Below are 16,753 nucleotides of genomic sequence, written 5' to 3'. Positions count from 1 at the left end.
CCGCACCCGGTGAGAGCTTGTCAGTTAAAACAGGGACAGGTTTTCCACGATGGCCAGCGCCGGGTTTGCCCCGTCGGCACCGGCTTTGCTGCGGCTTCGGCCCGGCTTAGGCCCGCTGAGCTGGCCCGGCCGGCTCAGCCCGCCGACCCGCACGCCCAGCAGGCGTATGCGTTTGTCCAGGGGCACGCGCTTGAGGCAGGCGCCGGCGGCGCGGCGTATGGTCTGGGCGTCCTGGGTCGGCAGGTCCAGGGTGAGATCGCGGGTGACGGTGTGAAAGCCCTCAAAGCGCAGCTTGATGCCTATGGTGCGGCCGCAGTAATTCTTGCGCGTCAGATCGCTGGCCAGCTGCACACACAGGCGGGTGAAGATCTCGCTCAGCGCCGCCTTGTCATGCACCGCATGCAGATCGCGCTCGAAGGTGGTTTCGCGGCTGATGCTGACCGGCTCGCTATGCGTGAGCACCGGCCGGTTGTCGCGGCCATGCGAGGCCTCATGCAGCCAGGCGCCAAAGCTCTTGCCGAAATGCTGGATCAAAAAACCCGGCTCGGCCGCCGCCACATCGCCCACCGTCTCCAGGCCCAGGGCCTGCAGCTTGGCGCCGGCTTTGGGGCCGATGCCATTGACCTTGCGCACGCCCAGGGGCCAGATGCGGGCCTCGATCTCGTCGGCCATCAAGAGGGTGATGCCATCGGGCTTGTCCATCTCGGAGGCGATCTTGGACAGCAGCTTGTTGGGCGTGATGCCGATGGAGCAGGTCAGGCCCGTGGCTCGCAGCACCGAGTTCTTGATCTCGCGCGCCACCGAGCGCAGGCCGCCCAGCGGGTCGTGGCCCACCGCCTCGCGGATGCCGGCCACCTCGCTCAGATCGATGTAAATCTCGTCGATGCCGCGGTCCTCGATCACCGGCGCCACCTCGGCCACGGCGGCCTTGAACAGGCGTGAGTAGTGGCGGTAAGCGTCAAAGTCGGTGGGCAGCAGGATGGCATCGGGCGCGCGCAAGGCCGCTTTCATCAAGCCCATGCCCGAAAACACGCCCAGATCGCGTGCCGCATAGGTTGACGTGGTCACCACGCCACGGCCGGTGTAGTCGCGCAAGCGGGCGTAGCGCCGACTGCCGTCGGGTAAATCCACCGGCGCGTGCGCACGTCGCCCACCGATCACCACCGCCTGGCCCTTCAGCTCGGGGTAGCGCAGCAACTCCACCGAGGCATAAAAAGCATCCATGTCCAGATGCGCGATCAGGCGCTCCGGCAGGCGGCTTTGAGAGGGAAGAGAGGCGGTGGACATGCGCCACATTGTGGCCCGCGCGCAAGCGCTTGATGGCGCTGTTTTGTCAGCAGGCTGCGGGCCCGGTTGATGCTCGGTTGAGGTCTGTTTACGCAAGTTTCAAGTTACTTGGGGGCGTCTACTGTCAGGCCTTACAGGTGACGTCTCTGTCGGGCTCTCGTTAATCTGAGCTGAGCCAACGAGGGCTGTGCGCCACGCACCCATGCGATGCGCATTCGAGGGGCTGCCGTACCGTGGGGACTTGATTCCCTGCGGCGAGCGCCGGGATTGTGAGGAGTGGGGAAGACGGAGTTCGGCGGGCTCAGCGAGCCTGGCCGGAATTTCGTGCCGTGTCGCGTTGCGCCTTCGGGGAGCTGATGTCTGGTTTTTGAACCGAGTGACCCGTGGATAGAGTGAGGCCTATAAATGCTTAGCGATCAAGAAGTGCGCACGCCTCGCCTGAGTTTTGTGGAACAGCTGCGGCCTTTTGTGGCCGATGAAGACAGCTTTGGGCGGATTTCCGGCGATTTGCAAGACGTGCTGGCGGCCAGTGCCTGGCTGCTCAAAACCGTGGCCCAGCATGAGAACCGGCGGCTCAGCCCGGCCGAGCTGGAGCAGCTGGTGGCCGAGTTGGACACCCGATTTGTGGAGCATATGTTCTACCACCTGATGTCCTTGCGAGAGGACCTGAAGGTGACGCTGGAGCGCTTCCCGGTGCGCCGTGAGGACCGGGCCGCCAATCTGCAGGCCTTTCAGCTGACCTGAGGCGAAGCGGCCCTGACCCCAGACCTCGCCTCAAGATCAGCGGCCTATCTGCTGCTGCAAGAACTGCAAGGTGCGCGGCCAGGCATCGGCTTGGGCCGCGGCATCCACGGCCGGGCTGCCGCCCAGCTTCATGGGCCCGGCGTTATAGCCCGTGGTGGGCGACCAGCCATGGCCCGACAGGCCGTGGCCCGCGCCTTCGTAGACCAGGTTGACGGTGCTCAGGCCCTTGGCCTTGCGGCTGGCCTCGATATTGCGGGCCATGGCGGCCGAGTCCCACATCTGGTCGTCGCTGCCCGACACCATCAGCAAAGCACCGCGGAAGTTCTCGACCGGAATGCGGGCCGCCGCCAGGCGCTCCGGGTGAGCGGCGCGGCCTTGCGCCATGGGCCGGCGCAGATGCACGGGCTTGCCGGTGGCAAAGCCGGCCGACTCTTCGGCCATGCCTTGGTAGGGCTGCCAGGGCAGGGGCTTGCCCTCCCAGGCGAAGGAGGAGAACTGGTCCGGTCCGGTCTGGCCCAGGCCCCAGCCTTCCCAGATCACATCGCTGGGCACGACGGCAACAAGGGCCTTGATCCAGTCCATGCGCGAGGCGGCGGCCAGGGCGAATTCGGCGCCCTTGGAGACGCCGTAGACGGCGATGCGCGAGGCATCGACCTCGGGCTGTTTGGCCAGCCAATCGCGCGCTTGCTGCAAGCGGCTCAGCTCGATGTTTGAGAAGGCCGGCGGCAGGCTGGGCAGCTCGCCCGGCTTCATGCCCTCGGGGCCCCAGCTGGGCGGTGAGTAATAGGGCAGACCCAGCACCGCATAGCCTTGCGAGGCCAGCAGAGGCGCGCTGCTGCGTGCAGCGATGGAGCCGCCTTCCGAGCCGCCCAGCACGATGATGGCGCCGCGCTTGTGCGTGCCTGGGCCCACGGCATAGCGGGCACCGGCGAATTCCTCCACCAGCCGGACCTGCACCTCGGGCGCCACCGGCCGCAGGCGTAGCTTTTTCTCGGTCAGCAGCTGCTCACCGGCATAGGCTTGCAACCAGACCTCGCCCGCTTGTTCGGGGTCCAGCGGCGGTAAGGCGGCCGAAGCTTTGACGCTTTGCATGGACCAGAACAGGCCGCGCACATCGGCACCTTGATAGCTGCCGGATTCCGGGGCTTGGGTGGCGAGATCAACACGGCCTTGCGCATCGCTGCGAAAAATCGCCTCGGCCTGTTGCGGTCCACCGCCGGCCATGCCGCGCGCCAGGCGGCTGCTGACGATGCGGATGGCGCTGTTGGCGGGCAGCTCGCTCAGGCGCAGCTGCAAAGGCGTGCCCTCCAGCACCTCGGCGGCAGGGCTGATGTGGATTTCTTGTGCCTGGGTGGGCAGGCTGGCCCAGGCCAGAGCGCAGGCAAGAGCGCAAGCTTGGGCGAGCAGGGGTGGGCGGGGCAGCAGCATGGTGAGACCTCTTTCCTCAGCGTTCAGGTGATGAGGTCTCAGCTTAGAAAAACGCCCGCTTGCTCGCCTGGGCTGCGCGACGAATCGACAGCTGGGGCGATGAGGGGCGAGGCAAGCCGAGCGCTTGCCCAAGGTCTTGCGGCTTAGCCGCAGCTATTGCTGCCGCAGGAGCTGATGCCACTGGTCTCGGTCGCCAGGGGCTGGGCGCATTGGCCGGTGGCGGGGTCAAAGCCGACTTGGCCCATGTGATAGACCAGGGCCGCGTCCATCATCTCGGCGTGCGCCGGGAACCAGTTAACCAGCTCGGGCAGCAGATTGCGCATGGGCTCCAGGTCGTGGTGGGCCTGGGCATGCACCAGCACCTGGCGCATCACGTCCAAAACCATGGCGTGTTGCTTGCTATGGCAGTTCTCGGGCGCAAAGCCGGTGGCGGCCATCCAGCCTTCTTCCATGCCGAAATGCGCCTCGGTGTGGCCGAGCAGATCGAGGTAGAGCGGGATCACCGTGTCGCTGCCCGCCAGCAGGGCCTCGCCCCAGGTATTGAGCAGGGCGACGAACTCCTGATGGGTCTGATCCAGCTGCGCGTGCTGCAGGGCCAGGGCTTCGGTCCAGGGAAGGCTTGACATGGGCGTGAGGGGGTGAAGGCTAGAAACAGGCCGCATTTTCGCCCGAGTCCGATCCGACCTCAGCCCGCATTGGCCCTGACTTGCGCTGGATCAAAACGGCTCTGGGACTCAGGCCTGGCTTTGTGACGGTTTTGTGAAGATGGCCGTGGCCTGCTGGGCTTCTCTTGCTTTTGCGCTGTGCGAGCCGCGCCCAAGATGCTGCTCGGGGAATGCAAGGCGCCGACGCAGCAGCGCGGCCCTGCCAGCTCAGCAGCCGTCCAAGTCACGACCGCATCAGCATCGATCGAGGGAATCATGGAACAGTCAAACAAGCAGGGCCGCGCCGCGGCGGCAGCGGCGTTCGCATCCGTATCTATTGCTCGCTCCGGCGGCGGAGGCTTCTTCCGTCACCACGGCCTGTGGGCCGTGGGCGTGCGCCTCTTCCGGCATATGAGTTTCCGGGCCAAGGCCGTTTGCATCAGCCTGGCTTTTGGCGTGCCCATCCTGCTCCTGAGCTTGAGCTTTCTGCACAACCAGCAAGCCCAGCTCGATGCGGTGCGCAAAGAGCGGGTGGGCGTGCGCATGATGGCTGAGATGCAGCCCCTGCTGCTCGGCCTGCTGGAGGCGCGCAATGCCACCCGCGCCATGCTGGCTGATTACGACGCCGCGGCCGATCTGCGCCGCGCGCGGGCCCAGGTGGATGAGGCCTTGCCCAAGCTGCAGGCCCTGGCCGCGGGCGAGGGCCGTGAGCTGGACTTGCTGGAGCCCATCGAGCGCCTGCAAAAAGCCTGGGCCGCCACCAGCCTGGCGCCGCGTGGGGTCGATGGCCAGGGCCGCACCGTGTTCGGCCCGGTCTCGCAAGCCGTGGTCGACCTGCTGCAAGGCGTGGGCGATAACGCCCGCCTGGTGCTGGACCCCGAGCTGGACAGCTTCTACCTCGTCAACGCCGTGGTGCTGACCCTGCCCAAAACGGCGGAAGACCTGGGCCAGCTCTGGGGCTGGTCCAGCTACGGCGTGGGCAGGGGCGGTTTGACGTTGGAGGAGTTCCGCCGCTACGCCGTCTGGGACAGCGGCGTCTCCCATGGCCTGAAGGAGTTGCAAGCGCATATCCGCCGCACGGTGAAGATGAGCCCCGAGCTGGCCGAACGCCTGGCCCTGCCTCAGTTGCAGGCCGTGCAGGCCTACCGGGCCAAGGTGGCCGACCCCTCGCAGCTGATCGCCGCGGCCATGGACAGCGCCGAGGTTTACGCCCTGGGCCAACAGGCTTTGCGCGACTGCATGTCCATCTCCCGCGTGGGCCTGGAGGCTTTGGATGGGCTATTGCAGCAGCGCGAATCCCAGCTGCTGCGCATGCGGGCTTGGCTGACTGGCGTCAGCGTCGCCTTTTTGCTGCTGGCGGTCTATCTCTTCCATTCCTTCTTTCTGGTCATGGATGGTGGCTTGAAAGAGGTGCGGCGTCATCTGCTGGCCATGAGCGCGGGCGACCTGACCACCCGGCCCGAGCCCTGGGGCCGGGACGAGGCGGCGCGCCTGATGCTGACCCTGCGCGAGATGCAGACGGCGCTGTGCCAGATCGTGGCCAGTGTGCGCGACGGTTCGCAAACCATTCTCAGCACCAGCGATCAGATGGCCCAGGGTGCGGCCGAGTTATCGGCGCGGGCCGAGCAGAGCGCGGCCAGCTTGCAAGAGCAGGCGGCCACCATGTTGCAGATGTCGGCCACCGTCAAACAAACGGCCGACCATGCCGTCGAGGCGGCCCAGATGGCGCGTGCCAACGCCGATGTGGCCCAGCGCGGCAGCGCCCAGTTGCAGGGCATGATGGGCAGTATGGACGGCATCTCCCAGGCCTCGGGCCGTATGCAGGAAGCCACCAATCTGATCGACAGCCTGGCCTTTCGCAGCAATATCCTGGCCCTCAACGCGGCGGTGGAAGCGGCCAGAGCCGGTGAGCAAGGGCGTGGCTTTGCCGTGGTGGCGGGCGAGGTGCGGGCCCTGGCCCAGCGCTCGGCCGAGGCCGCGCAGGAGATCCGCGCCCTGATCCAACTGAATCTGGCCCGGGTGGGCGAGGGCAGCAGCGGCGTGAATGTGGCCGGCACGACCATGGAGGATCTGGAGCGCCAGGCTCGCAGCATGAACACGCTGCTGGCCGAAATCTCCCAAGGCGCGCGCCAGCAGCGCGATGGCGTGCTGCAGGTGGACCGTTCGGTCCAGCAGCTCGACCGCTTAACCCAGCAAAACGTCAGCCTGGTGGAACAAAGCGTGGCGGCTACCCAGGCCCTGCAGGCCCAGGCCGGCGCCTTGGTGGAAGGCGTGGCGCGCTTCAAGCTGCCGGCCGCTTCGGCCTGACTCGCGAACAGGCCGGATTGGGTGGGCAGGCGTGTCACCAGGCTGACATGCCGCTGGTGAATACTGTTAGGACGGGTTCTTGCAGACCCTTCCTCGCTGATTGGCAACCCTCCTAGCGCCGTGCAAAAACGTCTTGTTCCTGCCCCAAACGAAGTCTGGCAGTCCCTGCAGTCCACCTTGCGCCTGACGGGCTTCAACCCGGCGGAATTCAATCTTCAGCAAGACAGCGAGATCAAACGCCCGGGCTTTGACAAGCCCGCCCCGCTGTTCTGGGTGAGCCGCCGCTCGACGGGCCATAAGCAGCTCTACTCGGTGGCGCCGGGCAGCCCCTGGATCTTCAACGCCTATGCCGATCTGTTAGCCGGCCGCTTCGGCCCGCCCAAGCCGGGCGTGCAGTGAGCGCCCGAGGCGCGCATCGCTGAGCGGCTCAAACTTGGGCCTGCTGGTGCGTGCCACTGCGAGCCAGCGCCTGCTGCAGACGAGCCAACTCCTGAGCAAGCGCCTGGCGGCGCTTGCGCATGCGGGCAAAGTATTCGTCTTGCCCTGATTCACACGCCGAGTCCTCGCTCAACTTCAGCCAGACGCTGAGGCAAAAACTGGCGATTTCGCGTGAGCGTTCGCCCAAAAAACCGGGCTCCTCGCCGATGTCAAAAAGCGCCTTGATCGGGAAGCCTTCTTGTTCGCAAAGCGGGGTCTGGACGGTGTGCACGGGTCTTCAGCTCCTCAGATTTCTTTTTATGGGTGCCAGGGCAGGGGACGCGCAGTCTAGGAACTGAGCCCCGCCTTGTCGACGCAGGATTCATCCGTGCCGGGCCGAGAAAAACTCGCAGATCGCACAAATTCATCTGGCGTTCATCTGTTTGAACGCCGCCGTTCATTTGCCGTTCATGGAGGGATCAGGCCAGCCGGGTGCAATAGAGCCTGTGCAGAGCGAGGTCGGCAAGCCAGCGAAAGCAAAGCAAGCCAAGCCGCCAAACCCTGACAAAACCAGCGTCTTTCTGTCTCTCTCGAATCTCAGTCCAACCCCAATCGCCCTGTGCGCAAAGGCCAATTCCATGTCTAAGTTCTCTTCTGGCTTCCTGACCCTGGCTGCTTCCCTGGCCGTGCTCGCCTCTGGCAGCGCCCTGGCCCAGACCGGCGAAGCCCGCGTTTACAACAGCAATATCAGCCTGGCCGAAGTTGAGGCCGCCCAAGCGGCTTGGGGCACGGCCCTGGTCCAGATCAGCGATGACTATGCTGCCGGCGGCCACGCCAAGGCCAAGGCCACCGCCAGCGCCGTGCTGGACGCGGCCTACGGCTACAACTTGGGCCCCGTGCTGTTCAAGCCCACCCTGACCGTGGCCCCGCAAACCTTCCGCACCACCAAGGATGGCGCCTTGTCCTACTTCGTCGGTGGCGATGCCAACTTCCCCAAGGACAGCGGCTTCGCACTGAAGGGCTGGAAGAAGGTCGAAGTGGCCAACGCCGCCGTGCACATCAACGGCGATGTGGCCAACACCATGGGCAAGGTCAGCATGACCGACAAGAACGGCAAGGTCACCACCGTCGACAAGACCTGGACCTTCAAGAAGGACGACACCGGTGCCGTGCGCATCGTGGTGCATCACTCCTCGCTGCCTTACTCGGTGAACTAAGCCGAACGCCGATTTGGCTTCGCAGTGACCGGAAGGCCGGTCACTGGCTTGAAGAAAAAAGAAACAGGCCCGTTGGAAGTCTTTGGACTTTGAGCGGGCCTGTTGTCGTTTTGACAGTGCAACTGAGGGGCTCGGCCAGGGCGTCGGCCGTTCCTCTGAGCATCACGCTCTGCGCGATTGACGGGCGACGTACTGCTGCAAAACGCCGTCCATGCGCGACTGCCAGCCCTCACCGGTTGCCTTGAAGTAGGACACGACCTCGGGGCTGTAGCGAATCGACACCAGCAACTTCTTGTTTTCAGACTTGGGCCGACCCCGCAAGGCCTTGAGCGGCACCATGGCCTGCAACTGCTTGGGCGTCAGCGGCTGCGCATCTGGATCAGCTTTTGCGGCAGCCGTGATGGCCTTGTCTTCGGCCATGGTGGGCATCAGCACCTTGGGCGGTTTAGTTCTCAAAACTTTGGACATAGTGCTTCACCTCGCGTCGATTGGCTTTGCGTAAGCTGATGATTCGGCGGGTTTCAAATCGATCCACAAAGGCCACGTAGTACAGGATGCCGGTCTCAGGAGCCAAAGCGATCATTCGTAGTTCGCCGTAGTCATACCGTTCATCAACCCAGACCAGCGCCGCATCCCAGTCGAGTGCCGCTGCCAGCGCCAGTGACAGGCCGTGCTTCTCTTGATTCGAGGCATCTTTGACCGGGTCGAACTCGATCTGCATGGTTAATTGTAGCTACATAAATTCTGGCTTGGCCATCAACTTCTCATCTGCCTTGGCCGGCCCACTTGGGGCGCAAGAACCAAACGAGGCAGACCAAGAGTACTTTCTAGTGAGTGGCCTGCCCAGACTTTCGTCGTGAGTGATACCAGCTAAGGTAGAGCGCCAGAAGCATTGCTGGCAACACGGCTAGCAACTCAAGCGCGGCAAATTTGAGGAACTGCCAAGGAGTGAGCGTCTCTTTCCCCGATATTTGAAGCAGCACAGGAAACGCTAGCAAGCCAGCAATTCCCAGGGCTCCTGCGGTGCAAGCTGCTCGTCGGCCAAGGGTGCGGGATTCGATCCAAGCCAATGAAAGATAAATGTGGGCGATCAACGCTGCTGGCCAGAACAGAAGTAGGGATTGCCCCCCTGCAAAGCTCACGGCCGATATGCCTCCGAAGAACATGAGCAGCATGCCCGTGCCGGACATGGCGTAGCAAAGGATCACAACAAGTAACTTCAGGACGTACACGACTAGGCGTTATGCGAAGTGATTTGATGGAGTGAATTGACGGGCTTCCCGGACTGATCGCGGCCAAGCCATGTCACGCAAAGCAGTCAGCTGGTCTCTAAGCGTAGGCTCTGAACTTCGTCACGCTACCCCATTGTCCATCTTGTACCCCAAGCCCCTAACCGTCTGAATCAGCGCCAACTCACGCCCCTCATCCAGCTTCGCCCGCAGCCGACGGATGTAGACGTCCACCACATTGGTCAGCGGGTCCTCGCTATAACCCCAGACGGTGTTGAGGATGCGTTCGCGGCTGAAGACGCGGCCGGGGTGGCGCATCAGCAGTTCTAGCAGGGCCAGCTCGCGGGCCGTCATGGCCACGAGCTGATCGCCGCGGCGTACCTGCATGCGTTCCAGATCCAGCACCAGGTCGGCCAGGCTGAGCTGGCGTTGCTTGGCTGCGGTTGCGGCCTCGTCGTCCGAGTGTTGTTCGGCGCGGCGCAGCAGGGCTTCGATGCGGGCCAGCAGTTCTTCAAAGGCAAAGGGTTTGGTCAGATAGTCGTCGGCGCCGCAGCGCAGGCCGGCGACTTTGTCTTCGAGCGCGTCCATGGCAGTCAGCATCAGCACCGGCTTGCGGCAGCGGGCTGCGCGCAGGCGCTGGCAGGCTTCGACGCCGCTGATGCCGGGCAGCATCACGTCCAGCAGGATCAGATCGGGCTCGGTCTGCTCGACCGACTTTTGCACCAGGTCCCCGCGCTCCACCACCGTGACCTGATAGCCCTCGGCACGCAGGCCGCGGTTCAGAAAGTCTGAGACGCGGCGGTCGTCTTCAACAACAAGCAGATGGGGCATGGCAAGAGGACTCCGGCGCGCTTTGTGACTTCAGTGGGATCAAGCATCATCTTGAGCCTGAGGCAGGCTCAGCACCACCCGGCATCCGCCCTCGGGGCGGCTGCTGATCAGCAGCTGGCCGCCATGCGACTCGGCAATGCCTTCGGCGATCGGCAGGCCCAGGCCCATGCCGTCGGGGCGCAGCTTGCGGGCCTCGTCGGAACGCCAGTAACGCTCGGTAGCGCGCAGCAAGTCTTGCGGCCGCATGCCGATGCCGCTGTCTTCCACCCAGATGTGTAGCAGCTGCTGCTGAGCGTCTTCGCCACAGCGCTGGGCGCCCACGCGGATCTGCCCTTGGGCGGGTGTGTAGCGGATGGCGTTGTCGATCAAGATCGTCAGGGCCTGGCCGAGCTTGGCGGCGCTGCCGCGCAGCTTCACATCGGCGGGCAAGGGCAGGGCCAGGCTGAGCTCATGGCCTTGTTGGGCGGCAGCGGCGCTTTGCTGGTCTAGCGCTTGCTGGAGCAGTGCAGGCAGGTCCACAAGCTCGGCATCCACTTCGATGGCCTTGTTGTCCTCGCTCTGGCGCGCCACGGCCATCAGCTCGGCGATGCGGGCGCCCAGCTGGCGGGCGATGGCCGCCACCCGCTCCAGGGTCTCGCGGTAAAAGGCCTCGGGGTGGCCGCTGCGGCGCAGGGTGATTTCAGATTCACCCAGGATGGCGGTGGTGGGCGTGCGCAGCTCGTGGCTGATATTGGCAAAGAACTGGCGGCGCGAGTGGTCGATCTCTCGCAGCTGCTCATTGGCCTCGTGCAGGGCTTGGGTGCGCTGGGCCACGGCGTCTTCCAGGCGCTGGCGCTGGCTGGCCTCGTTGGCACGGTGCAGCTGGATCTCCTCGGCCATGCGGTTGAAGCTCTGGCTCAGGCGGTCGAATTCGTCGCGGCCGTGCGCCGCTGTGGCGATGCGGTGATCCATGCGGCCGGCCTGCAGGGCCAGGGTGCCGTCCAGCAGGGGCGCCATACGGCGGCGGATGTCCCAGGCGAAGTAAGCGACAAAGCCGATGGACAGCAGGATGGTGGACAAGATGCTGAAGATGGCCAGGCTGCGCGAGCGCTCCAGCGCGATCTTGGCGGCGGCCTCGGTGGCGCGGCTGTGCGCTTCTTGCAGGCGGATGGCCTCGGCAATCAGGGTGCGCATGTCCTGGCCCTGGGAGATGTCGAAAACGCCCAGCATTTCGGCCCAGACCGCCGCGCGCTCGGTGCTGGGGTTGGGGTGAGGGATGTGGGGTTGCGCCTGCAGGATCTGCGCTTGCAGGGCCTGGAAGTTGGTGCGCAAGGCGTCCAGGGTTTCGCGCGAGACTTTTTCAATCGCGCCGTCGCTGGGGTCGGCGGCTTCTTCGGCGTGCAGGCGTTCGAGCTCGCTCAAGCTGCCCTGCATGCGCTGCAGATAGCCGTCGCGCAGGGGCACGGGGGCCTCGTCGGTCAGCAGGTACTGGGCAAACCAGACCTTGAGCCGCTGCTTGTTGGCGGCCAGGTCGATGTACTGCACCAGGGCGTCCTTGGCGCGCAGGCTGCGCGAGCGCTCCAGCTCCGACTGATTGACCAGCCAGACCACCACGGCGAACTGGGTGGCCACCAGGGCCACCAAAACACCTAACCAAACGCCCAAGCGTGCTTTGAACATGGGCGATTTGGCTCTGCTGCGTCAGGCCAAGCGGGCGCGGTGGCGCGCTACTTGAGCGCGCACCTGTGCGGGCGCGGTGCCGCCCAGGATATTGCGGGCGTTCAGCGAGCCGCGCAGGCTTAAGCCCTCAAACACATCCTCGCCAATGCGGGCGTCGAACTTTTGCAGCTCGGCCAGGGGCAGCTGGGACAGGTCTACGCCGCTGCCAATCGCTGTCTTGACCGCGTGGGCGACGATTTCGTGCGCGTCGCGGAAGGCCAGGCCTTTCTTGACCAGATAGTCGGCCAGATCGGTGGCGGTGGCATAACCCTTCAAGGCCGCGCGCTCCATGGCCTCGGGCTTGACGGTGATACCGGCGGCCAGCTCGGCAAAGATGCGCAAGGTGTCTTTGAGCGTGTCGACGGTGTCGAACAGGGGCTCTTTGTCTTCCTGGTTGTCCTTGTTATAGGCCAGGGGCTGGCCCTTCATCAGGGTGATCAAGCCCATCAGATGACCGACCACGCGGCCGGTCTTGCCGCGTGCCAGCTCGGGCACATCGGGGTTTTTCTTCTGCGGCATGATGGAAGAGCCGGTGCAGAAGCGGTCGGCCAGGTCGATGAAGCCAAAGCTCTGGCTCATCCACAAAATCAGCTCTTCGCTCAGACGCGAGATGTGCACCATCACCAGGGAAGCAGCGGCGCTGAACTCGATGGCGAAGTCGCGGTCGCTCACCGCGTCCAGGCTGTTCTGGCACACGCCTTCCATGCCCAGGGTGCGGGCCACGCGCTCGCGGTCCAGCGGGTAGCTGGTGCCGGCCAGGGCGGCGGCGCCCAGGGGCAGGCGGTTGACGCGGCGGCGTGCATCCGTCAAGCGCTCGGCATCGCGGGCGAACATTTCAACGTAGGCCAGCAGATGGTGGCCAAAGGCGACCGGCTGGGCCACTTGCAGATGGGTGAAGCCGGGCAGGATGACCTCGGCATTCTTCTCGGCCACCTCGACCAAGGCCAGTTGCAGGGCCTGCAAAAGGATCAACAGCTCGTCGATCTCGCCGCGCAGCCACAGGCGCACATCGGTGGCGACCTGGTCATTGCGGCTGCGGCCGGTGTGCAGGCGCTTGCCAGCAATGCCTACCAGCTCGGTCAGGCGGGCTTCGATATTCAGGTGCACGTCTTCCAGGTCCAGCTTCCAGTCAAAGCTGCCGGCCTCGATTTCGCTCTTGATCTGCGCCATGCCGCGCTGGATGGCGGCATGGTCTTCCTGGCCCAGAATGCCCTGGGCCGTCAGCATCTCGGCATGCGCCAGGCTGCCCTGGATGTCGGCCGCCCACAGGCGCTTGTCGAAGAACACGCTGGCCGTGTAACGCTTGACCAGATCGCTCATGGGCTCGGAAAACAGGGCCGACCAGGCTTGGGACTTGTTGGCGAGTTGGTTGTCGCTAGGCTTGTTGTCAGAGCTGGATGAGGACATGGTGGCGTGGGAAGGGGACGGTAAGGGAGGCGGGCTGGGGCTGAAGCACAATCAGATCAGCAAACAATCGATCGATCTGTGCAGAGCCTGGGCGATTCTATCTACCGGCTTCTCCATCTTTCTTCTCCGCCCCATGTCTTTCCAAACTGCGGCAGTCTCTTCTTGATGAGCAAAAAAGAATCCAAACCAGCGGCACACAAGCAAGACGAGGGCATGAGCGTCTGGCCCGACAGCACCAGCCTCACCAGCATTCTGGGTTTTGCTGCCACCCAGCAGCCTTTGCCCGCGCCGGAATCCTCGGTGCTGCCCCTGTTCGACCCGGAGCGGGTGTTTGACGTCTGCCATGTGGGCTTGGTCTTGCGCGCCGTGCTGGGGGTGCAGGGCCTGCTGGCCTTGGGCCTGGCCCTGGCCGCGCGCGATGTGTCGCAGTGGGCGGCCTGGATGGCCAGCGCCACCGTGGTCACCATGTCGGGCGTCTTGCTCTGGCTCTTGCTGGTGTGTGGGGCGCGCCGCGCGCTGGCGCGCCTGGCCGAGCCCTTGCAGTGGGTCTTGCTGAGCGGCCTGGGTGCCGTCTGCGCCTTGCTGGGTTGGGAGTTGCTGAACATCGCCTCCATCGACCCCAGTGGCTGGTTTCGCCTGCTCAGCGTGGGTCTGGCCGGCGCCACCCTGGCCGCCTTGCTGCTGACCTGGCTGAAGCTGCGCGAGCGGGCCCAGCGCCCAGCGGCCGCCCAGGCTCAGCTGGTGGAGTTGCAGTCACGCATCCGGCCGCATTTTTTGTTCAACACCCTCAATAGCGCCATCGCCCTGGTGCGTTACGAGCCGGCCAAGGCCGAGAACTTGCTGGAGGACTTGAGCGAACTCTTTCGCGTGGCCCTGGCCGACGCAAGCACCTCGGTCAGCCTGGCCGAGGAGATTGAGCTGGCTCGCCGTTACCTGCATATCGAGCAGACCCGCTTTGGCGAGCGCCTGCGCATACGCTGGCAGCTGGACCCGCAGGCGGCTGAAGCCAGGGTGCCGCCGCTGATTCTGCAGCCTCTGGTGGAGAACGCGGTGCGCCACGGCGTCGAGCCCAATGACGCGGGCGGCGATATCGAGGTGCTGACCCGGCGCCGTGGCAGCGAGGTGGAGATCCGCGTCAGCAATAGCGTGGGCCTGCCGGCGCGCACCTCGGGCCATGGCCTGGCCTTGCGCAATGTGCGCCAGCGCCTGCGTTTGATGCATGATGTGTCCGCTCGTTTTGAGCTCAATGCCGAGCCCGGCCGCTTCATCGTTCGCATCGTTCTGCCGTTCTAATTGACCATGTCTTTTCACCCCGATCCCAAGCTCAAGCCGCCCGCCAAACTCACGGCGCTGCTGGTGGATGACGAGCCCCTGGCGCGCATGCGCTTGCGCAGCCTGCTGGAGGGCTGCCAGGACCCAGCCGCCGAGGTCGTGGCCGAGGCCAGCACCGCGTCCCAGGCGCAGGCCTGGCTGCGCGAGCACGGCTGCGATCTGATCTTGCTCGACATTCAAATGCCCGGGCCCGATGGCTTGCAGCTGGCCGAGAACCTGGCCGCCCATCCGGCCCAGCCCGCCGTGGTGTTTGTGACGGCGCATGCCGAGCACGCCTTGCGAGGCTTTGAGCTGGACGCCATGGACTATCTGACCAAGCCGGTGCGGCGCGAGCGCCTGCAGGCCGCCCTGTGCCGGGTGGCCCAGCGCCTGGCTGAGCGCGAGGCCGCGCATTCGCAGCGCGCCGATCTGGATGAGGCGGTGGTGGAAACCCAGGAATTCATCAATATCAGCGTGCGCGGCCGCTTGCTGCGGGTGCCGCTGAGCGAGGTGCTGTACTTCAAGGCCGACCTCAAATACCTGACCCTGCGCACCGCCACCCAAAGCTATGTGATGGACGGCAGCTTGTCGGAGCTGGAAACCCGCTTCGCCGCCAAGCCAAGCGCGCAAGGCAAGTTCTTGCGTGTGCATCGCAATGCCTTGGTGGCCAAGTCCGCCGTGCGCGAGCTGCTGCGTGGCGCGCCGATTGGCGGCAGCTCGGAGGAGGAAGAGGCCGAAGGCGCCGAGGCCGGGGACGGCTGGGCGGTGCGCATCGCCAGCGTGAATGAATGGCTGGCGGTCTCGCGCCGCCAAGTCGCCGCCGTGCGGGAGGCCCTGGCCAAGGGCAATCGCAAGGAATGAAGGGCCGGCGCCGCCTCCCCAGTTTCCCAAGCTGGCTTGGGCGGCAGCGGCGGCGCCAGAGGGGACTTTGGCTGCTGCTGGCCTTGCTGTTGCTGCTGAGCCTGCTGGGCTGGGTTTCAGGCCTGTGGGGCTCCGCGGGCGAGCATCAGGCGGTGCGTTTGCTGCCGCGCTCGGCCCCGCCGCTTGCAGCGGCTGCCTCTGAGCCTGCAGCCAGCGCACCCAGGCTGCCCGCCCAGGCGATGGCCTCGGCCCCGCACAAAAGCACGCTCATGCCCGACCAGGACAGGGCCGCTGGCGCAGTGCCCGGCCTGGAGCCGCGCGACGAGCATTTGTACGAGCAGACCGGGCCCGGCCGCCAAGCCGTGTGTGGCCTGGGTTATGCCGATGCCCGCTGGTTGAACGCCGATGTGCCCAAGCCCTGGGACCAGAGCCGCCAGGATGAGGTCAAACAATTGCGCGATCAGCTGTTGCTCCTGCTGCGCCGCAGTGCCGAGCCGGCCGACCCGGTGGCGGCCGCCTTGCTGGAACGGCCTTTGTGGGATGTGGGTCTGAGTGCGGACACCAGCAGCAATCTTGCGGCCTCGCTGGTGCTGAACAGCCGCAATGCTGCTGCCTACGGCATGGCCTATCGGGCCTGTGCGAGCTGGCCCGGCGCCCAGTGCACCAAGCTCAGCGCCAAGCGTTGGACCGAGCTGGACGAGCAAAGCCTCAGCGCCTGGCTTTACTTGCTGGGCGAAGCCTTTCGCAGCAACGATCAGGCGCTGATGCTTGAGGCCTTGTACCGCCTCAGCCTGCCACAGCTGCAGGGCGATAGCGGCACGCCCTTGTATGGCCGCGCCCAGCCCTGGCTGGCGGCGGCGCGCAGCCAGGCCCTGGCCAGCGGAGTTTTGCGCAACGAGGAGCTGGCCTTGGTGGCCGAGGCCAGCTTGCAGCTGCACATCATCGGGTTGGACTTCGCCATGCTGGGCAACTGGATGGGGGCGCTGAACCGCGTCTGCGCCAGCCAGGCCCTGGCGGACAGCAATCGCCAGCAGCTATGCCAGGCGGTGGCGCGCAATCTGCTCGACAAGGGCCGCAGCCTGATGGATATGGCCCAGGGCCTGGCCTTGGCCGAGCGCGCGGGCCTGGCGGCCCAGGCCATGCCCTTGCAGAGGGCTGACTATCTGGCCCTGCAAGCCTTGATTGGCGCCGACAGCGAAACCCAGGCCGAGCTGGGGGAGAGTTGTGAGGGCTATCGCCGCCTGACTCAGCGCCTGGTCGGCATAGGTCGGCAAGGTGAGTGGGCTTACTGGCGTGCGGAGTTGGCGCGGCAGCGCGGGATGCCGGGCGCGCTCGCGTCGCCCTGAGTCATCGCGATCGAGGCACTTGCCGC

17 protein-coding genes are annotated in these 16,753 nt (G+C 65.3%); 7 read left to right on the top strand and 10 right to left on the bottom strand.

The window, feature by feature from the left end; genetic code table 11:
• Nucleotides 1–24: 24 nt before the first annotated feature.
• Complete coding sequence (gene dinB, locus DBR47_RS17450; RefSeq protein ID WP_124452377.1) at nucleotides 25–1,287, bottom strand: DNA polymerase IV; 1,263 nt, start codon at nucleotides 1,285–1,287, stop codon at nucleotides 25–27.
• Between the two features lie 405 nt (nucleotides 1,288–1,692).
• On the opposite strand from dinB, the gene DBR47_RS17445 reads away from it, so the two are divergent.
• Nucleotides 1,693–2,031: a hypothetical protein gene (locus DBR47_RS17445; protein WP_124452375.1), complete on the top strand. Its 339-nt coding sequence runs from the start codon at nucleotides 1,693–1,695 to the stop codon at nucleotides 2,029–2,031.
• A gap of 36 nt (nucleotides 2,032–2,067) precedes the next feature.
• On the opposite strand, the gene DBR47_RS17440 is transcribed toward DBR47_RS17445, so the two are convergent.
• Complete coding sequence (locus tag DBR47_RS17440) at nucleotides 2,068–3,459, bottom strand: acyl-CoA thioester hydrolase/BAAT C-terminal domain-containing protein (protein WP_124452373.1); 1,392 nt, start codon at nucleotides 3,457–3,459, stop codon at nucleotides 2,068–2,070.
• A gap of 143 nt (nucleotides 3,460–3,602) precedes the next feature.
• Complete coding sequence (locus DBR47_RS17435) at nucleotides 3,603–4,085, bottom strand: hemerythrin domain-containing protein (protein WP_197047135.1); 483 nt, start codon at nucleotides 4,083–4,085, stop codon at nucleotides 3,603–3,605.
• Nucleotides 4,086–4,379: 294 nt separating this feature from the next.
• On the opposite strand from DBR47_RS17435, the gene DBR47_RS17430 reads away from it, so the two are divergent.
• The gene (locus DBR47_RS17430) at nucleotides 4,380–6,410 is read left to right on the top strand and encodes a methyl-accepting chemotaxis protein (RefSeq protein WP_197047134.1); all 2,031 of its coding nucleotides are present in this window, start codon (nucleotides 4,380–4,382) and stop codon (nucleotides 6,408–6,410) included.
• Nucleotides 6,411–6,530: 120 nt separating this feature from the next.
• Nucleotides 6,531–6,809 (top strand): hypothetical protein, encoded by a 279-nt coding sequence (locus DBR47_RS17425; RefSeq protein WP_124452367.1) that lies wholly within the window; start codon nucleotides 6,531–6,533, stop codon nucleotides 6,807–6,809.
• A 28-nt stretch (nucleotides 6,810–6,837) separates the two neighbouring features.
• On the opposite strand, the gene DBR47_RS17420 is transcribed toward DBR47_RS17425, so the two are convergent.
• On the bottom strand, nucleotides 6,838–7,119 hold the full coding sequence (locus tag DBR47_RS17420) for a hypothetical protein (RefSeq protein WP_124452365.1): 282 nt from the start codon (nucleotides 7,117–7,119) through the stop codon (nucleotides 6,838–6,840).
• Nucleotides 7,120–7,465: 346 nt separating this feature from the next.
• Between DBR47_RS17420 and DBR47_RS17415 the strand changes: the two genes are divergently transcribed.
• Nucleotides 7,466–8,044: a hypothetical protein gene (locus DBR47_RS17415; RefSeq protein WP_231512365.1), complete on the top strand. Its 579-nt coding sequence runs from the start codon at nucleotides 7,466–7,468 to the stop codon at nucleotides 8,042–8,044.
• Between the two features lie 162 nt (nucleotides 8,045–8,206).
• Here the strand turns inward: DBR47_RS17415 and DBR47_RS17410 are convergent, their stop codons facing one another.
• The 6 genes from DBR47_RS17410 to argH all read right to left on the bottom strand — a co-directional run bounded on the left by DBR47_RS17410 (nucleotide 8,207) and on the right by argH (nucleotide 13,209).
• On the bottom strand, nucleotides 8,207–8,512 hold the full coding sequence (locus DBR47_RS17410) for a BrnA antitoxin family protein (protein WP_124452363.1): 306 nt from the start codon (nucleotides 8,510–8,512) through the stop codon (nucleotides 8,207–8,209).
• Complete coding sequence (locus DBR47_RS17405) at nucleotides 8,490–8,765, bottom strand: BrnT family toxin (protein WP_124452361.1); 276 nt, start codon at nucleotides 8,763–8,765, stop codon at nucleotides 8,490–8,492. Before DBR47_RS17405 ends, DBR47_RS17410 begins: the two co-directional genes overlap by 23 nt.
• 106 nt (nucleotides 8,766–8,871) lie before the next feature.
• Complete coding sequence (locus DBR47_RS17400; RefSeq protein WP_124452359.1) at nucleotides 8,872–9,276, bottom strand: hypothetical protein; 405 nt, start codon at nucleotides 9,274–9,276, stop codon at nucleotides 8,872–8,874.
• Nucleotides 9,277–9,396: 120 nt separating this feature from the next.
• Nucleotides 9,397–10,104, bottom strand: a complete 708-nt coding sequence (locus DBR47_RS17395; RefSeq protein WP_124452357.1) for a response regulator transcription factor — start codon at nucleotides 10,102–10,104, stop codon at nucleotides 9,397–9,399.
• Nucleotides 10,105–10,143: 39 nt separating this feature from the next.
• Nucleotides 10,144–11,763 (bottom strand): cell wall metabolism sensor histidine kinase WalK, encoded by a 1,620-nt coding sequence (locus DBR47_RS17390; RefSeq protein ID WP_124452355.1) that lies wholly within the window; start codon nucleotides 11,761–11,763, stop codon nucleotides 10,144–10,146.
• 21 nt (nucleotides 11,764–11,784) lie between these two features.
• Nucleotides 11,785–13,209 carry an argininosuccinate lyase gene (gene argH, locus DBR47_RS17385; protein WP_124452353.1) on the bottom strand — a complete coding sequence of 475 codons (1,425 nt, stop codon included), beginning with the start codon at nucleotides 13,207–13,209 and terminating at the stop codon, nucleotides 11,785–11,787.
• A gap of 165 nt (nucleotides 13,210–13,374) precedes the next feature.
• Here argH and DBR47_RS17380 point away from each other — a divergent pair, with 165 nt between their 5' ends.
• From DBR47_RS17380 to DBR47_RS17370, 3 genes are all read left to right on the top strand, one after another.
• A complete protein-coding gene (locus tag DBR47_RS17380) occupies nucleotides 13,375–14,502 on the top strand; it encodes a sensor histidine kinase (RefSeq protein WP_124452351.1) in 1,128 nt (375 codons plus the stop codon).
• A gap of 6 nt (nucleotides 14,503–14,508) precedes the next feature.
• Nucleotides 14,509–15,381, top strand: a complete 873-nt coding sequence (locus DBR47_RS17375) for a LytTR family DNA-binding domain-containing protein (RefSeq protein ID WP_124452349.1) — start codon at nucleotides 14,509–14,511, stop codon at nucleotides 15,379–15,381.
• 83 nt (nucleotides 15,382–15,464) lie between these two features.
• Nucleotides 15,465–16,727 carry a hypothetical protein gene (locus DBR47_RS17370; protein WP_148090428.1) on the top strand — a complete coding sequence of 421 codons (1,263 nt, stop codon included), beginning with the start codon at nucleotides 15,465–15,467 and terminating at the stop codon, nucleotides 16,725–16,727.
• Nucleotides 16,728–16,753 lie beyond the last annotated feature (26 nt).

This window comes from Paucibacter sp. KBW04, from assembly GCF_003852425.1.
Lineage (GTDB): Bacteria > Pseudomonadota > Gammaproteobacteria > Burkholderiales > Burkholderiaceae_C > Paucibacter_A.
This window is presented reverse-complemented; position numbering and strand designations above follow the sequence as displayed.